Annotated in this window: 13 protein-coding genes; 1 reads left to right on the forward strand and 12 read right to left on the reverse strand. The window is 36.1% G+C overall.

The annotated features are described in order from the left end of the window. Positions 1 to 63: 63 nt before the first annotated feature. A complete protein-coding gene (locus RAH34_RS14730; RefSeq protein ID WP_306596616.1) occupies positions 64 to 2,625 on the forward strand; it encodes a T9SS type A sorting domain-containing protein in 2,562 nt (853 codons plus the stop codon). 71 nt (positions 2,626 to 2,696) lie between these two features. On the opposite strand, the gene RAH34_RS14735 is transcribed toward RAH34_RS14730, so the two are convergent. The 12 genes from RAH34_RS14735 to RAH34_RS14785 all read right to left on the reverse strand — a co-directional run bounded on the left by RAH34_RS14735 (position 2,697) and on the right by RAH34_RS14785 (position 14,558). Next, positions 2,697 to 2,987 (reverse strand): type II toxin-antitoxin system RelE/ParE family toxin, encoded by a 291-nt coding sequence (locus RAH34_RS14735; RefSeq protein WP_227944216.1) that lies wholly within the window; start codon positions 2,985 to 2,987, stop codon positions 2,697 to 2,699. Continuing rightward, positions 2,969 to 3,205 carry a hypothetical protein gene (locus RAH34_RS14740; RefSeq protein ID WP_002981680.1) on the reverse strand — a complete coding sequence of 79 codons (237 nt, stop codon included), beginning with the start codon at positions 3,203 to 3,205 and terminating at the stop codon, positions 2,969 to 2,971. Before RAH34_RS14740 ends, RAH34_RS14735 begins: the two co-directional genes overlap by 19 nt. 36 nt (positions 3,206 to 3,241) lie before the next feature. Beyond that, on the reverse strand, positions 3,242 to 3,700 hold the full coding sequence (locus RAH34_RS14745) for a hypothetical protein (protein WP_306596617.1): 459 nt from the start codon (positions 3,698 to 3,700) through the stop codon (positions 3,242 to 3,244). Between the two features lie 34 nt (positions 3,701 to 3,734). Continuing rightward, on the reverse strand, positions 3,735 to 4,202 hold the full coding sequence (locus RAH34_RS14750; RefSeq protein ID WP_306596618.1) for a hypothetical protein: 468 nt from the start codon (positions 4,200 to 4,202) through the stop codon (positions 3,735 to 3,737). A 78-nt stretch (positions 4,203 to 4,280) separates the two neighbouring features. Next, positions 4,281 to 5,996 (reverse strand): ATP-binding protein, encoded by a 1,716-nt coding sequence (locus tag RAH34_RS14755; protein WP_306596619.1) that lies wholly within the window; start codon positions 5,994 to 5,996, stop codon positions 4,281 to 4,283. Positions 5,997 to 6,001: 5 nt separating this feature from the next. Beyond that, positions 6,002 to 7,111, reverse strand: a complete 1,110-nt coding sequence (locus RAH34_RS14760) for a sensor protein KdpD (protein WP_306596620.1) — start codon at positions 7,109 to 7,111, stop codon at positions 6,002 to 6,004. A gap of 56 nt (positions 7,112 to 7,167) precedes the next feature. Next, positions 7,168 to 8,217: a porin gene (locus RAH34_RS14765; protein WP_373427987.1), complete on the reverse strand. Its 1,050-nt coding sequence runs from the start codon at positions 8,215 to 8,217 to the stop codon at positions 7,168 to 7,170. 103 nt (positions 8,218 to 8,320) lie between these two features. Further along, positions 8,321 to 8,878 carry a potassium-transporting ATPase subunit KdpC gene (gene kdpC, locus RAH34_RS14770; protein ID WP_114822584.1) on the reverse strand — a complete coding sequence of 186 codons (558 nt, stop codon included), beginning with the start codon at positions 8,876 to 8,878 and terminating at the stop codon, positions 8,321 to 8,323. Positions 8,879 to 8,888: 10 nt separating this feature from the next. Beyond that, a complete protein-coding gene (gene kdpB, locus RAH34_RS14775) occupies positions 8,889 to 10,928 on the reverse strand; it encodes a potassium-transporting ATPase subunit KdpB (protein ID WP_306596623.1) in 2,040 nt (679 codons plus the stop codon). 175 nt (positions 10,929 to 11,103) lie between these two features. Further along, the gene (gene kdpA, locus RAH34_RS14780) at positions 11,104 to 12,798 is read right to left on the reverse strand and encodes a potassium-transporting ATPase subunit KdpA (protein WP_114822586.1); all 1,695 of its coding nucleotides are present in this window, start codon (positions 12,796 to 12,798) and stop codon (positions 11,104 to 11,106) included. Between the two features lie 6 nt (positions 12,799 to 12,804). After that, positions 12,805 to 12,882: a potassium-transporting ATPase subunit F gene (locus RAH34_RS22800; RefSeq protein WP_077415921.1), complete on the reverse strand. Its 78-nt coding sequence runs from the start codon at positions 12,880 to 12,882 to the stop codon at positions 12,805 to 12,807. Positions 12,883 to 13,235: 353 nt separating this feature from the next. Next, positions 13,236 to 14,558 (reverse strand): sigma-54 dependent transcriptional regulator, encoded by a 1,323-nt coding sequence (locus RAH34_RS14785; RefSeq protein WP_306596625.1) that lies wholly within the window; start codon positions 14,556 to 14,558, stop codon positions 13,236 to 13,238. Positions 14,559 to 15,152: the final 594 nt, after the last annotated feature.

The following is a 15,152-nucleotide window of genomic DNA, read 5'->3' on the forward strand; positions in this document are numbered from 1 at the left end:
GTCTTAATGGTTTATTTTTGCAATCAATTCTATAAAAGAATAAAAAAAATAACAAACTAATCCATGAAAAAAATCTACTTAATCATTTTGATGATTCTGTTTGCACAGTTTCAGGCTCAGACATTAAATGTCGATACCTATTTGAAAACAAAATTGTTTACGTACGGAGCAACAAGTGATTCTACCGGAAACTTTATTACTTTGGATACAAACAATGATGGACAGATTCAACTATCGGAAGCTTCGCTGGTTTATAAAATAAATCTATCTGATCTTTCAAATGCTATTACAGGTTTATCCGTACTTACTGAATTTCCGAATTTAACTGAGCTAAAACTAACAAATCCTGATATATCCTCTAATCTGTTTTTCAGTAATTATACTAACCTTCAAAAATTAATTTTTTCTGGCGGAACAGTAGGTAACGTAACGATTGAAAACTGCAATGCTATAAATACCGCACAATTTGGCAGCGCGGGAAACGTTATAAATATCCAGAACACTTCGCTACAAGAAATTTCTGTTTCCAACATTAGTGGGTTTACTATTTCCGGACTTCCTAATCTTACAAAATTATCACTGGAGAATTCAACGATGACTTCTTTAAATTTAAGTAATCTCCCTGCACTGGAAGAAGTAAATGTTAGTCAAAACCAATTTCTGACAAGTATTAATTTTGCCGGAGATACAGCTTTGAAAAAACTAGAATTATTTCGTAATAAACTAAGCAGTCTTTCGATTCCTAATCCTTCTTTAGTAAACTATTTAAGTATAAGCTTCAATCTGTTCCAGACTTTCGACGTAACCCCTTATACCGGATTGGTAATGTTTCTTGCTAACGACAACCAAATCACAAGTCTGGACTTTAGTTCAAGCCCTCTGATTGGAATGCTTTATATTTACAATAATCAGCTTACCACATTAACACTTAATAATAATCCAATTTTAGGTTATTTGTATGCCAATAATAATCATATAACCAATATTGCATTTGATCAGGCAAAAGGCTTAAAAGGTATTCAGGTAATGAATAATTCGCTTACGAATATTGATCTATCAAAGCAGACTATTCTGGATATTGCTGATCTTGATAATAATCTTACTTTACAGACTTTAAATCTTAAAAACGGAAAGCATAATTATCTTGGCATTGGCTTTTCAAATACACCACAGCTGCAATATGTATGCACTGACCCTATAGAAACTGACTATGTAATATCGCAATTAGCATCCTATAATCAACCCAATGCTGTTGTAAATTCTTATTGTTCTTTCACACCAGGAGGCTCTTCTTATTTTATCCTTCAGGGTAAAACAAGATATGACATGAACACAAATGGATGCGACATTAATGACATGCTAAAACCTTTTCAAAAATTCAATATTTTAGGGCAAAACATGGCCATTTCAAATGCGTTCGGATCTTATTCTTTCCCTCTGACATACGGAACTAACACTATCTCTCCTGTGTTGGAAAATCCTTCTTATTTTAATATTACGCCCCCTTCATTCACTACCAATTTCCCAACACAGATAAGTCCTTATACGCAGAACTTTTGTTTAACAGCGAATGGTAACCATAATGATCTGGAAATTGTTATTATTCCTATGCAGGCAGCAGTTCCGGGATTTGTTACTCAATATAAAATCTTTTATAAAAACAAAGGAACAGGAACACAATCCGGAAATATCGCTTTTAATTTTGATCATACCCGAATGGTCTATCAGTCTGCAACGACATCTCCAAGCTCTCAATCTTCCGGAACACTGAACTGGAATTTCACGAATCTCCTTCCTTTTGAAACCAAAGAAATTACTGTAACGATGAAATTAAATACACCAACACAGGCTCCACCGCTAAATGGAGGTGATATTTTACATTACACCGCACAAATCAATGGAGCTACAGACGAAACACCTGCTGACAATACCTTCACATTGAACCAAACGGTTGTCAATTCTTTTGACCCGAATGATAAGACTTGTCTTGAAGGAACTACTATTGCGCAAACCCAGGTTGGAGACTATGTACATTACCTGATCAGATTTGAAAATACAGGAACAGCCAATGCACAGAACATTGTGGTAAAAGATGAAATTGACACGACTAAATTTGATATTTCTTCTCTGGTAGCGTTAAACGGAAGCCATAATTTTGTGACAAGAATTACCAGTCCGAATACGGTGGAATTTATCTTTGAAAATATTCAGCTTCCTTTCGACGATGCTAATAATGACGGTTATGTTTCGTTTAAAATTAAAACAAAATCTACCTTAAATCCTGGGGATAGCTTCAGCAATACAGCAAAAATCTATTTCGACTACAACGCCCCGATTGTTACCAATACGTATACAACAAGTATTCAAAATGTATTGGCAACAGCTGAAAACGATAAGGAAAACACCATTATTGCTGTTTATCCGAATCCGGTAAGAGATATTTTACATATTCAATCTAAAAATGAAATTATAAAAGCTGAAATCTATGATGCAGCCGGAAGAATTATCAGCTCAACAAATGTAAAAGGAAACTCCATTCCTGTTTCTGAACTTTCTAAAGGAAATTATATTCTCAAAGTTTTCTTGAAAGACAAAGTAATTGTACAGAAGTTTATCAAGGAGTAAGCTCACGACTGTTATAAAAAAAGCTGCGAATAATTTTCGCAGCTTTTTTATTTAAACAAAAGTAAATGTAATTATTCACGCCTATTTTCTCTTCTTCCATCCCAGATTGAAAGTATAATCAATTCAGAAGCTGAAAATTCATAGAATATCAGATAATCTCTTACTATTTTTACCCTTACATTTTCAATATCTGTCTTTCTTCCAATGGCAGGGTGATCTGCTAGTAATCTTACATTATATAAGATCAGCTTATTAAGTTTAATACTAAAAATTTTAGATTTATTTCTTAACATCCAATATTCGAGAATATCTTTTCTCTCTTTATTGGCTTTAATGGTCCAAATTACTTTTCTTTTAGCCATTCTTCAATATCCTGATTGGCCTGATCTTCCGTAAGGTATGCTTTGTTTTTATATTCTTCTCTTCCTTCAGCAACTCTTTCTTTTTGCTCGGTAGTAAGAATATATTCATTCTGATCCAATTCGAAATCCAGAATCTTTTGAATTTCTTCAATAATTCTGGCTTCTTTTAATTGGGTAATTCTATTAATTAAATCAATTTTTAAATCTGAAGTATTCATCTTATGTGATTTAAGATCAAATTTAGAAAAATTTATTTACTTAAAAACAATAATGGTATACGGAATACTTTCGCCTGCTTTAGGCAAGATCAGCCTGATATGTTCCTTATTCTTGTAGTAATCTACATAAAGCTCTTTGGTGATAATCTTTCCTTTCTCAGTTTCTTTATACCCGGCAGCCAATATCAGTTTAAGATACTGCTCATATTCTTTCTTGTCCTTAAAATCAAACTCAATCCGATCTTCAGATTTTTCTTCTTTGTATTCAAACTTTCCGATTTTCGAGGTATAGTCCGGGGATTCGTATTCGGTTAAAAGGAAGCTTAAGCCTTCTGTTCTGTCATAAAATTTGAACTGAAGCTGTTTCATTTCCTTTTTAAACTCATCCATTGTCAGTTTATTGAATCCTTTAAGCTGTTCTACTGTGAAGGTTTGTGCAGAGACCTGAATCCCCAGTACAACTGAAAATAATAAGAGTCCTAAACTTTTTCTCATTGTTATTTTTATCGCAAATATAAAGAATATCGGTTTAGGCTTCTTTAATCAAAGCTTTCCGAAACAGCAAAATTTCGTCCTTGTTTAATCCTTTCAAAGAAATTATACGTTTTGTATTGGGCATCCAGTCAGGATAAAGAATCAATTCCACATAATTATCATGTATATGAAACTCTCTCAGAACTTCCGGATTTATTGTATTTCTGCGATCTGATCCAAATCTCAGATTAATACATTTACCGGGAACAATATAAAAATCTTTAGGAAACAAAAACATAGAATTCTGATTCATGACAATTTCAAAACTACACCATTGAAGTCTTTTACTATACCTAAGACCTCCTTTAGTTACTGAAACAATGGTACCATGGATATTTTTAAAAATTACCGCATCCGGCTGCTGATATTTTTCAATAATTTTATTTTTCTGGGTATAAAAGAAAATTCTTGAAATGATAAAAAATGCTATACCTGCCAATGGCAAATAGAAAAAAGGATCCATGAATTTAAAAGGATAGAATTACAAATTTCAAATAAGAAAAATCAAATATTTTCTTATTCAAAGATATAACAATAATCCTTATGAAATTGGCAATCTGAAGTAAAACGTACTTCCATTATTCCGGGAACTCTTCACTCCTATTTCTCCATGCTGCTTCTCAATAAAATTCTTTGAAATTGCCAAGCCTAAGCCAGTTCCATTCTGATGTTCTCCGGGAACCTGGAAATAGCGGTCAAAGATCTGGCGGTGGTATTTTTCATCAATTCCGCTTCCGGTATCAATAATACTGAACTGAATGAATGTATTCAGTTTTTCTACTACAATCTTAATATTTTCATCCTGAAAAGAGTGTTTTACCGCGTTGGTCAGGAAATTATTCATCACCCAGACTGTTTTATCAAAATCTGCAGTCACTGTATCACTGTCTTCCAGAAGATATTCTGTGCTGATGGAGATATTTTTCTGCTCAGCAAGCTTTTCTACATTCTTTACAGCAGTCTGTACAATTTCTTTCGGAGAACATTTTTCTACAGTCAATCTGATATTTCCGGATTCTACCTGAGAAAGATTAAGCAATTCTCCAGTGATATCCAATAAACGCTGCCCGTCTTCATTGATGCTCTTCAACAATTCCTGCTGCTGCTCGTTCAGTTCTCCGAACTTTTGGTTTCCAAGAAGCTGAACGCCCATTTTGATCGCTGAAATCGGGGTTTTCAATTCATGGGAAATGGTTGCAATGAAGTTGGTTTTGGCAAAATCAAGTTCTTTAAAAGGCGTAATATTTCTCAAGAGTATTACCTTTCCGATATATTTTTTCTCTTTTTCGCCTGTCTTTACAATATTGATAGGAATAATATCCTGCTCAAAATAGTTTTCTTTGTTATCGCGAACAATTTTAATCGGATCTTTCACCGGATGGTCTATATTTTTCAGCAGTTCGCGCATCAAATCATTGTTGATCGCAACTTCATGAGCCGTTTTTCCGATAATATCTTCCTTATGGAGATTGGTGATCTTCAACGCTTCATCATTAATCATATAGATAAAATGATTCTCATCCAGACCAATCACCGCATCATGCATATTGTTGACCAGTGTTTCGATACGTTTTTTATCCATTAACTGCTTCGAAAGTGTACTGCTTTCGTACTCCTGAAGCTTTTCCGCCATACTGTTGAATGAGTCTGCCAGACTGTTGAACTCTTCACTTCCTTTGAAATGAACTCTTTCACTATAGTTTTTATCAGCAATCTGTTTGATACTGAAAGTAAGCTGATTGATAGGCTCTGCAATGGTTTGCGGCAAATTGAAAAGCAATATAAAAGCAATCAGAAAACATACGGTTCCTAAACTTACGATCCAAAAAGTGGCATTTTCTGCTGTAATAATTGCTATATCACTTTTCCGTTCTATGCCTTTCATATTCAAAGACATGATCTTCGAAAGATCTTCACGGATGAGCTTTTCTTTATTGATATCAGGAGCTTTCAGGTAGCTGTTGAAATGAAGATTCAGGTTCTGTGTGGCTTCCTTTTCTCCAAATTCTGTAAGGTTTTTTTCCTGAAGCTTATTATTTTTTTGAAAATCTGCTACGGCAACGGTGCTGTCTGTACTGATATTATCCAGCGCCAGAAGCATATTTTTGGAAAACTCCAGGCTGTTGTAATTGGCTGTAAGGATCTTTTCAGTATCAGATTTTAATTTATTGATGTATACAGAACCTATCACTGAAAGCAGAACAATCAGTAAAAATAAAAGGCCAACGCCTAAGGTAAGTTTCGTTTTAAGTTTCATTATTTTTATGATAAAATAATAATATCTATCTGTCTTTCATTCAGCCTGTTCATGAGGGTATAAATCCAGCTGTACCCCAGCATTCGCTGCCAGAAACTGGCGTGAGGTTTTCCAATACAGACCGTGGTGATGTTCTGAGCAATCACATATTCCAGAATTCCGTTATGAACACTGCTTTCTTTGATGCGGACTACTTTGGCTCCTAATTCCTGTGCTAAATTAAAATTATTAATTAAATACCGCTGTTTATCCAATGCAATTTTTTCCGGATTTTCAGAAGGTTTCTGAACGTACAAAACAGTCCATGGACTGTTATAGTAGCTGGCTAATCTCGCTGTTTTACGGATAATTGTTTTGGCAATTTTCTCATTACTGCTGATACAGGCCAGGAATTTTATCGGTTTAAAATTTTCGGTTTTAATCTCTGTCTCCACCTTTCTTTCCACATGGGTGGCTACTTCTTTTAAAGCCAGTTCACGAAGCTGAAGAATATGTCCGCTTTGGAAAAAATTGCTCAGTGCCGTCTGAATTTTTTCCTTTTTATAGATTTTTCCTTCTTTCAGTCGGGTCAGCAATTCATCAGCGGTAAGGTCAATGTTTACGACTTCATCCGCCAGTGCCAGAATCTTATCCGGAACCCGCTCTGTCACTTCTACTCCAGTGATTTTCTTTACCTCTTCATTCAGGCTTTCGATGTGTTGAATATTCATGGCACTGATGACATTGATCCCGTTATCAAGGATTTCCAGCACATCCTGCCATCTTTTTTTATTTTTGGAACCTTCCACGTTGGTATGCGCCAGTTCATCTACCAGAACCACTTCAGGATGTTCGTTGATGATAGCCTGAAGATCCATTTCTTCAAGATTTTTTCCTTTATAGAAGACTGATTTTCTTTCAATCTCAGGAAGACCTTCTACAAGGACTACCGTTTCTTCTCTACCATGAGTTTCAATATAGCCAACCTTTACATCAATGCCATTTCGCAAAAGGGAATGCGCTTCCTGAAGCATACGGAAGGTCTTTCCTACACCTGCACTCATCCCGATATAAATTTTGAATTTTCCTTTACGGGATTTTTGAATCAGTTCTAAAAAATCTTTTGCTGATGACATTGATTTTATTCTTTTTAATTTTACTTTAAGCACTATTTTCTGTGGCTAAACCGATTTTAAAACCAGACTGCTAAGCTCGATGTTATATAGAAATTTCCTTTTTTAAAATCATCATTTCTGGCAAAAATGGCATCTTTGGAAGTAAAACCTCTTGCTTCTGTACGGAAAACAACATTTTTGAATATAGCATAGTCTATATTGAGAGAATATCCGAAGGTCTGAAATCCGTTGGGAGATTCTGTGCTGATAATCACACCATTTTTATCATTATAATATTCCAGTCTTCCTGCCAGTGCCCATTTGCTGTCCAACTGGTACTTCATCTGAACATTCGGGCTGTACCAGATGTTATACTGCTCGCTTCCTTTGGATTTCTGCTCAGCTCCGATATCAAATCCCAATACAGCCGAAAACTGATCTGTCAGCTGAAAGTTTCCGTACAAATCATGAAAATAACGCATTCTTTTATCTTGTTTTGCTTTATCATTTCCTATGAATGAGCTGCTGTTCAAAGTAATTTTATCATTAGGTTTATACGTTATCTGATGTCCGAAAGAAATACTCTGGTTTCCTTCAGGTTTGGCAATTCTCTGCCATCCGTTCAGTACCAGTCCGCTTAAAAACCATTTCCCGTTATCTGAGGTATAAGAAATTTTTGCTCCTGTTTCGAAATATGGAGAGTTCTCAGCAGCTAAACTTCTTGTCAGATTCACATTATCCTTTCCTATGGCACTTTCCCATCCAATATGGGAAGGCATGATCCCTGCATCAATCCATAAATTCTTATTCTTTGATATTTTGATTCCGACATTGGCTTCGTTTACATAACGCAGTGCATTTTGTTCTGCTGCCATATTATCCTGGGCATAGGTTCCGGCCATTAAAGCAACATTGGCACGGATATTTTCACTCTGGTAATTGGCTTTAACCAATCCCAGATTCAGATTCATTTCATTATGTCTGTTATATGAGTATAAAAAATTCTGACGCATATGGTTGCCCGGCTCATTAAAATCATAGGTGTAAAAAAGTTCTGCATATGCGGAAAATGTCACTTTATTACTTGTTTTTAATGAATCTGATGACTGGGCTTTTGAGAAAAACATTCCCAATACGGCTCCTATAACTAAATATTTTTTCACTTTTATTAAGGTATGTTAATCATGTCAAGGTTTAAAATCTTGACATGATTATCGGTTATTAAATTTATTATTTTAACTGGTCCAAAGCAATATTAAGCTTCAGAACATTTACTTTTGAAGGCCCGAAAAGTCCTAAGAAAGGCTTTTCAGTTTGATTATTAATTAAGCTTTTGATCTGTTCCTCTGAAAGACTTCTCACTTTTGCAATTCTTTTTGCCTGATATAAAGCTCCTTCTTCAGAAATATCCGGATCCAGTCCGCTTCCGCTGGCGGTTACCAATTCTACAGGAACTTTAGCATTAGCCATTTCAGGGTTGTCCATTTTCAAAGTATCAATTCTTTTCTGTACAATTTCCAGATATTCTTTATTGCTTGGACCTTTGTTGCTTCCTCCGCTTCCTGCTGCGTTATAATTGACTGAAGAAGGACGACCGTGGAAATATTTTTCAGACTTAAATTCCTGCCCGATATTAGCATAAAACTTCTGCCCTTTGTTGTAAACAATTTCTCCGTTTCCTTTGTTAGGAAGTATTTTAGAACCTCCATAAACAACTGCCAGATAAATACCTGTAACGACCAACATTACAAGAGTTAATCTGAATGCTGAAACAATATGATTTTTCATTTTTAAAATTTTAATAGAATAAACTGATTATCAGGTCAATGATTTTGATCCCGATGAACGGAACGATTACTCCGCCTAACCCATAGATCAAAAGGTTTCTTCTTAATAATGCACTTGCACCAATCGGCTTGTAAGCCACTCCTTTCAACGCCAGAGGAATCAGGAACGGAATAATTATCGCATTGAAAATAACTGCTGATAATATGGCTGTTTCCGGGCTGTGAAGGTTCATAATATTCAGCTTCTGAAGAGAAGGAATAAAAGTGATAAAGAGTGCCGGAATAATGGCAAAATACTTCGCTACGTCATTCGCAATACTGAAAGTGGTCAATGTTCCTCTGGTCATCAATAATTGTTTCCCGATTTCTACAATTTCAATCAGCTTGGTGGGGTCGTTGTCAAGGTCTACCATGTTACCGGCTTCTTTAGCAGCCTGCGTTCCGCTATTCATAGCAACACCTACATCTGCCTGGGCTAGTGCCGGAGCATCATTGGTTCCGTCTCCCATCATCGCTACCAGCTTACCTTCCTGCTGTTCCTTTTTGATGTAATTCATCTTATCTTCAGGTTTGGCTTCAGCGATAAAATCATCTACTCCAGCTTTTTCTGCAATGAATTTTGCAGTCAGAGGATTATCTCCGGTTACCATTACCGTTTTCACCCCCATCTTTCTCAGTCTCTGGAAACGTTCCTGAATTCCCGTTTTAATAATATCCTGAAGTTCAATAACGCCCCACACTTTTTCGTTAACGGCTACTACTAGAGGAGTTCCTCCGTTTTCAGAAATTTTGGTTACCGCATCCTGGGTTTCCTGCGGGAAGATATTCCCGGCTTTTTCAGTCAGTTTTTTTATCGTATCATAAGCTCCTTTACGGATTCTTGTTTCATCAAAATCAATTCCTGAAGTTCTTGTTTCTGCAGTAAAATCGATATAAGTAGGATTAGCAACCAATAGATCTTCAGATTTCAAAGCACTCAGTTCAATGATAGATTTTCCTTCCGGTGTTTCATCCGCTACAGAACTTAATGCTGATGCTTTAATAAATTCTCCAAGCTGAATTCCATTGGCAGGATGAAATTGGGTTGCCTTACGGTTTCCGATGGTAATTGTTCCGGTTTTATCAAGTAGCAAAACATCAATATCTCCTGCTGTTTCCACTGCTTTTCCGCTTTTGGTAATCACATTTGCTCTTAATGCTCTGTCCATCCCTGCAATTCCGATTGCAGAAAGCAGACCTCCGATAGTTGTCGGAATAAGACAAACGAAAAGAGATATAAATGCTGCTATGGTAATCGGAGTCTGCGCATAATCTGCAAAAGGCTTTAAAGTGAGGGTAACAATAATAAATGTAAGCGTGAATCCTGCTAAAAGTATGGTTAATGCGATTTCGTTGGGTGTTTTCTGTCTTGATGCTCCTTCTACAAGGGCAATCATTTTATCTAGAAAGGATTCTCCGGGTTTTGTGGTTACTCTTACTTTAATTCTGTCTGACAATACTTTCGTTCCTCCTGTTACAGAACTTTTGTCTCCACCCGCTTCACGGATGACAGGTGCACTTTCTCCGGTAATAGCAGACTCATCAATGGTAGCAAGACCTTCAATAATCTCACCATCCATCGGAATCTGATCTCCAGCTTCACAAAGGAAAATATCGCCTAATGTCATTTCAGCAGACATCTTCAGCCTTGTTTCTACCTGGAATCCCGGCTTGTTATCAAGTACCAGTTTGGCCGGCGTTTCCTCCCTTGTTTTTCTGAGGGTATCAGCCTGCGCTTTTCCTCTTGCCTCTGCAATAGCTTCTGCAAAGTTGGCAAACAGGACGGTGAAAAATAAAATAATAAATACTAAAAAGTTATAGGAAAAGCTTCCCTGGGTTTGATCACCGGTAAGGCTGAACATGCTTACGATAAACATGACAATAGTTCCGATTTCCACCAGGAACATTACCGGATTTTTAAACATAATTTTCGGATTCAGTTTTACGAAGGACTGTTTGATCGCTTCGTTGACCAAATCTCTTTGAAACAATGTTTGTGACTGATTTTTCATTTTTTTGAAAGAGTTTATATCATTGTAAATCAATAATCACCATTAAGGTCTGCCTAATAATAAGGATAGATATGGATAATATAAGTGAACGTTTCAGTAAGTGTCAGACTAGCTTTCTCAAACTCTTCAGCATCCTTAATGGTTGAATATTGATTTTAAATTTTAATGTTCATATTTATTTTGAGAAATACTGAATCTGCTCTGCAATAGGCCCTAGAGTCAATGCAGGGAAGAAAGACAGTGCTGCAATCAGTAGAATCACCGCCAAGGTCATAAATCCGAAAGTCGCTGTATCTGTTTTCAGTGTTCCTGAACTTTCAGGGATATATTTCTTCTGTGCTAATAGTCCAGCAATCGCTACAGGTCCTATAATCGGGATGAATCTTGAGAGTAACAATACAATTCCTGTTGAGATGTTCCACCAAGGAGTATTGTCTCCAAGTCCTTCAAATCCGGAACCGTTATTCGCTGCAGAAGAAGTAAACTCATACAGCATTTCACTGAAACCATGGAAACCTGGGTTGTTCAATGTTTTTGCCCCAAATTCCGGGAGATAAGCCGTTAAAGCTGTTCCTGCAAGAATTAAGAAAGGATGGAATAAAGCCACAATCATTGCGATTTTCATTTCTTTAGCCTCAATCTTTTTACCCATAAACTCCGGGGTTCGTCCTACCATCAGCCCACTGATGAATACAGCAAGAATGATAAAGATGAAATAGTTCAGAATTCCGACTCCACAGCCTCCGTAGAAACAGTTAATCATCATCGCAAGGAGCTCGTTCATTCCAGAAAGAGGCATCGTACTATCATGCATTGCGTTTACAGAGCCTGTAGAAATTACCGTTGTGGCAATACTCCAATAACCCGATGCTGCACTACCGAAGCGGATTTCCTTCCCTTCCATAGCTCCAAGACTGTTGTCTGCACCCATTTGCGTAATCAAAGGATTTCCACCTGTTTCATTCACGATATTCGGAATGGTGAGTGCCAGAAAACCGACCGTCATTACTGTAAAGATTACCCATGAAAGTTTTCTTTTATTCAGATAAAAACCCAGGGCAAATACCAATGCAAAAGGAATAATCATCTGTGTGACCATCTCTGTCATATTGGTGATATAATTAGGGTTTTCAAGCGGATGCGCTGAGTTGGCCCCGAAAAATCCACCACCATTAGTTCCTAAGTGTTTGATTGCAACAAATGCAGATACAGGACCTCTTGAGACATCTGCTTTCTGGCCTTCCAGTGTTATAATGTGATCTTTACCTTCGAATGTCATCGGACTTCCATTGATAGAAAGTATCAAAGCGACAATTACACTGATAGGAACAAGAATTCTGATCATTGATTTTGTAAAATAATCGTAGAAGTTCCCAAGTTCAGTACTTGTTTTTTCTTTAAAAGCTTTGAAAAGAACAGCCATAGCCGCCATTCCCGTTGCAGCCGTAACAAACTGTAAAAACATCAGATAAAGCTGGCTCAGATAACTTACTCCTGTTTCTCCTGAATAATGCTGTAAATTACAGTTCACTAAGAATGAAATGGTTGTATTAAAAGCCAGATCGGGTGACATATTCGGGTTTCCATCAGGATTTAAAGGAAGCCAGGCCTGATTCATCAAAAGAAGAAAACCAATGATGAACCAGATCAGGTTGATCGCCAGCATAGCATACATATTCTGTTTCCAGTTCATCTGGCGGGCAGGATTAATTCCCGAAACTTTATAAATTAACTTTTCAATGGGTTCAAAAACCGGATCCAGAAAAGTTTTTTTGTATCCATAAACATTAGCTATGTATTTCCCTAAAAAAATTCCGATAACTAACGTGATAGCAAACATTGCTATAATGCCTAAAATTTCTGTATTCATGACCAATTAAAATTTTTCAGGTTTAATTAAAACATAACAGATATACACAAAGGCAAGTATTGAGAGGAAAAATAAACTCCACATAATTTATATTCTATCAAAAAATTCAACTGATTTACATAAAAGCCAAAACAACACTGCAAAAAGCAGAATTAAACTGATGAGCATCATATCTTAATCATTAGGGTTAAAAGAGTCAACAATACGTACGATACAATCAGCAAACTAAAAGTAGAATGCTCCCGTTTTTTAAACGTTTTTCTTGAAATTGTCATTTTTAAATATTTTATTCAGAGACTATATGCCAAAAGAAAGTCCATTTTGAAAAATAAACACACAAGAAATTGAATTACAGTAAATTAAAACAAAATACCAAACTATATAAAAACAGAAAAGCCTATCAAAATGATAGGCTCTTTATTAAAATGATAAAAGATTTATTTCAATCCGTATTCTTCCAGTTTACGGTATAGCGTGGCGATACCGATCTCAAGTAATCGGGCTGCTTCTGCTTTATTTCCTTTTGTATACTGTAATACTTTTTGGATATGTATTTTCTCCAGTGAACGGATGCTTAAAGAATCACTTTCAGGAACTGTTTTTTCAGAATAATGAGGAAGACTTTCAGCATCAAGAATATTATTATCCATTAAAATCAAACTGCGTTCTACAGCGTTTCTCAACTCACGAATATTTCCTTTCCAGTCATTTCTCTCTAAAACTTTATAATATTCCAGATCAACCTGAACCGAGGACAAGTGAAGTTTATTTGAAAAAATATCTACAAAGTTTTTGGCAAGAGCTTTCAGGTCTTCTTTTCTTTCTCTTAATGCCGGGAGTGTAATCTCAAATACATTCAGCCTGAAATAGAGATCTTCTCTAAAGTTGCCATGCTTTATTTCTTCTACAAGGTCCCTGTTGGTCGCTGCAATCAATCTGAAGTCTGACTTTGAAACTTTAGTTTCCCCCATTTTGATAAATTCCCTGGTTTCCAAAACCCTGAGCAGTTTTGCCTGGAGTTCAATCGGCATCTCACCTATTTCATCCAGAAACAGAGTTCCTCCATCAGCTTCTTCAATCAATCCTTTCTTATCTTTCAAAGCACCAGTAAAAGCACCTTGTTTATGACCAAAAAGCTCACTTTCAAGAATCTCCTTACTGAATGCTGAACAGTTGATGGCTACAAAACTATTCTTCTTCCTGTCGCTTCCTTCATGAATAGCACTGGCAAAAACTTCTTTTCCTGTACCTGTTTCACCTGTAAGAAGAACAGCAGCATCGGTTAATGCTACTTTCTCAGCCAGTTTTTTAGCCTGTAAAATTAAAGGTGACTTACCAATAATCTGATCAAAACCTTTTGTTGCAGTTTGCGAAACAACCTTTGATTTGTTATCCTTTACCTTATCCAGAGCTTTATATACCAATGGGATGATTTTCTCATTATCATCTCCCTTCACCAGGTAATCATACGCTCCATTCTTCATAGCCTGCACTGCATCCGTAATATTACCGAATGCCGTCATCAGGATAATTTCAATTTGAGGATATTTATTCTTGATAGACTTTACCAGTTCTACTCCAAATGCATCAGGCAGACGCACATCGCTCAAAACAACATCAAATTCATATTGCTCCAGCATCGTCATTGCTGAACGTGCCGTAGACGCTTCTTTTACATTAAAATTTTCTTGGGAAAGGATCATTCCTAGTAATTTAAGGAGTTTGATCTCATCATCGATGATCAGAATATTTCCTGACATTATAATTATTTTTGGAAAACTAGTACAAACTTATTGAATTTATTCGAGGAAAACAGTGTAATAGAAGGAAATAGTTTTGTGAATAGCTTGCCGGTGATTAATAGGTGATGGTTAATTCGGGTTGCGAGTTCCGGGGTTAGGACCAGTTATCAGTATGTGTTTAAAAATTCATGATTTCTATAGAAAAAGGATACGTACAGATATACCTTTATTACCATTGTGTCATACCTTAGGAATCAAGGTTTATGTATGAGAGGTTTGAAGGATGTAAAATGACAGGATAATGTCTAAGTTTTTTAACAGCTAGTATTAGCAATGTCATGCTGAGTGGAGTCGAAGCATTTTAAGAAAGAAGAACTCTGTTTAGACTCCTACGGAGTGACTATTGGAGTGTGTGCTGTCCGCTATCAGTGATAAGTGATAAGTGATAAGTGATAAGTGATAAGTGATAAGTGATCAATGATAAATGACAAGTGATGAATAATGAATAATCGATGTAGTGCTCATTACTCATTACTCATTACTCATGAATTGAGCTGGGTAGAAAACAAAAAAACCTTTATCGTAAAGATAAAGGTTTTTTAAAAATAAAAT

This window comes from Chryseobacterium sp. WLY505 (assembly GCF_030846215.1).
In the GTDB taxonomy this organism is placed as follows: domain Bacteria; phylum Bacteroidota; class Bacteroidia; order Flavobacteriales; family Weeksellaceae; genus Chryseobacterium.

Coding starts and splice junctions, on each gene's coding strand:
- RAH34_RS14760 (WP_306596620.1), bottom strand. CDS start 7,111: ATGTCATCAGCAAAAGATTTTTTAGAACTGATTCAAAAATCCCGTAAA.
- RAH34_RS14750 (WP_306596618.1), bottom strand. CDS start 4,202: ATGGATCCTTTTTTCTATTTGCCATTGGCAGGTATAGCATTTTTTATC.
- RAH34_RS14785 (WP_306596625.1), bottom strand. CDS start 14,558: ATGTCAGGAAATATTCTGATCATCGATGATGAGATCAAACTCCTTAAA.
- RAH34_RS22800 (WP_077415921.1), bottom strand. CDS start 12,882: ATGTGGAGTTTATTTTTCCTCTCAATACTTGCCTTTGTGTATATCTGT.
- kdpA (WP_114822586.1), bottom strand. CDS start 12,798: ATGAATACAGAAATTTTAGGCATTATAGCAATGTTTGCTATCACGTTA.
- RAH34_RS14730 (WP_306596616.1), top strand. CDS start 64: ATGAAAAAAATCTACTTAATCATTTTGATGATTCTGTTTGCACAGTTT.
- RAH34_RS14765 (WP_373427987.1), bottom strand. CDS start 8,217: ATGTTTTTCTCAAAAGCCCAGTCATCAGATTCATTAAAAACAAGTAAT.
- RAH34_RS14745 (WP_306596617.1), bottom strand. CDS start 3,700: ATGAGAAAAAGTTTAGGACTCTTATTATTTTCAGTTGTACTGGGGATT.
- RAH34_RS14740 (WP_002981680.1), bottom strand. CDS start 3,205: ATGAATACTTCAGATTTAAAAATTGATTTAATTAATAGAATTACCCAA.
- RAH34_RS14735 (WP_227944216.1), bottom strand. CDS start 2,987: ATGGCTAAAAGAAAAGTAATTTGGACCATTAAAGCCAATAAAGAGAGA.
- kdpB (WP_306596623.1), bottom strand. CDS start 10,928: ATGAAAAATCAGTCACAAACATTGTTTCAAAGAGATTTGGTCAACGAA.
- kdpC (WP_114822584.1), bottom strand. CDS start 8,878: ATGAAAAATCATATTGTTTCAGCATTCAGATTAACTCTTGTAATGTTG.
- RAH34_RS14755 (WP_306596619.1), bottom strand. CDS start 5,996: ATGAAACTTAAAACGAAACTTACCTTAGGCGTTGGCCTTTTATTTTTA.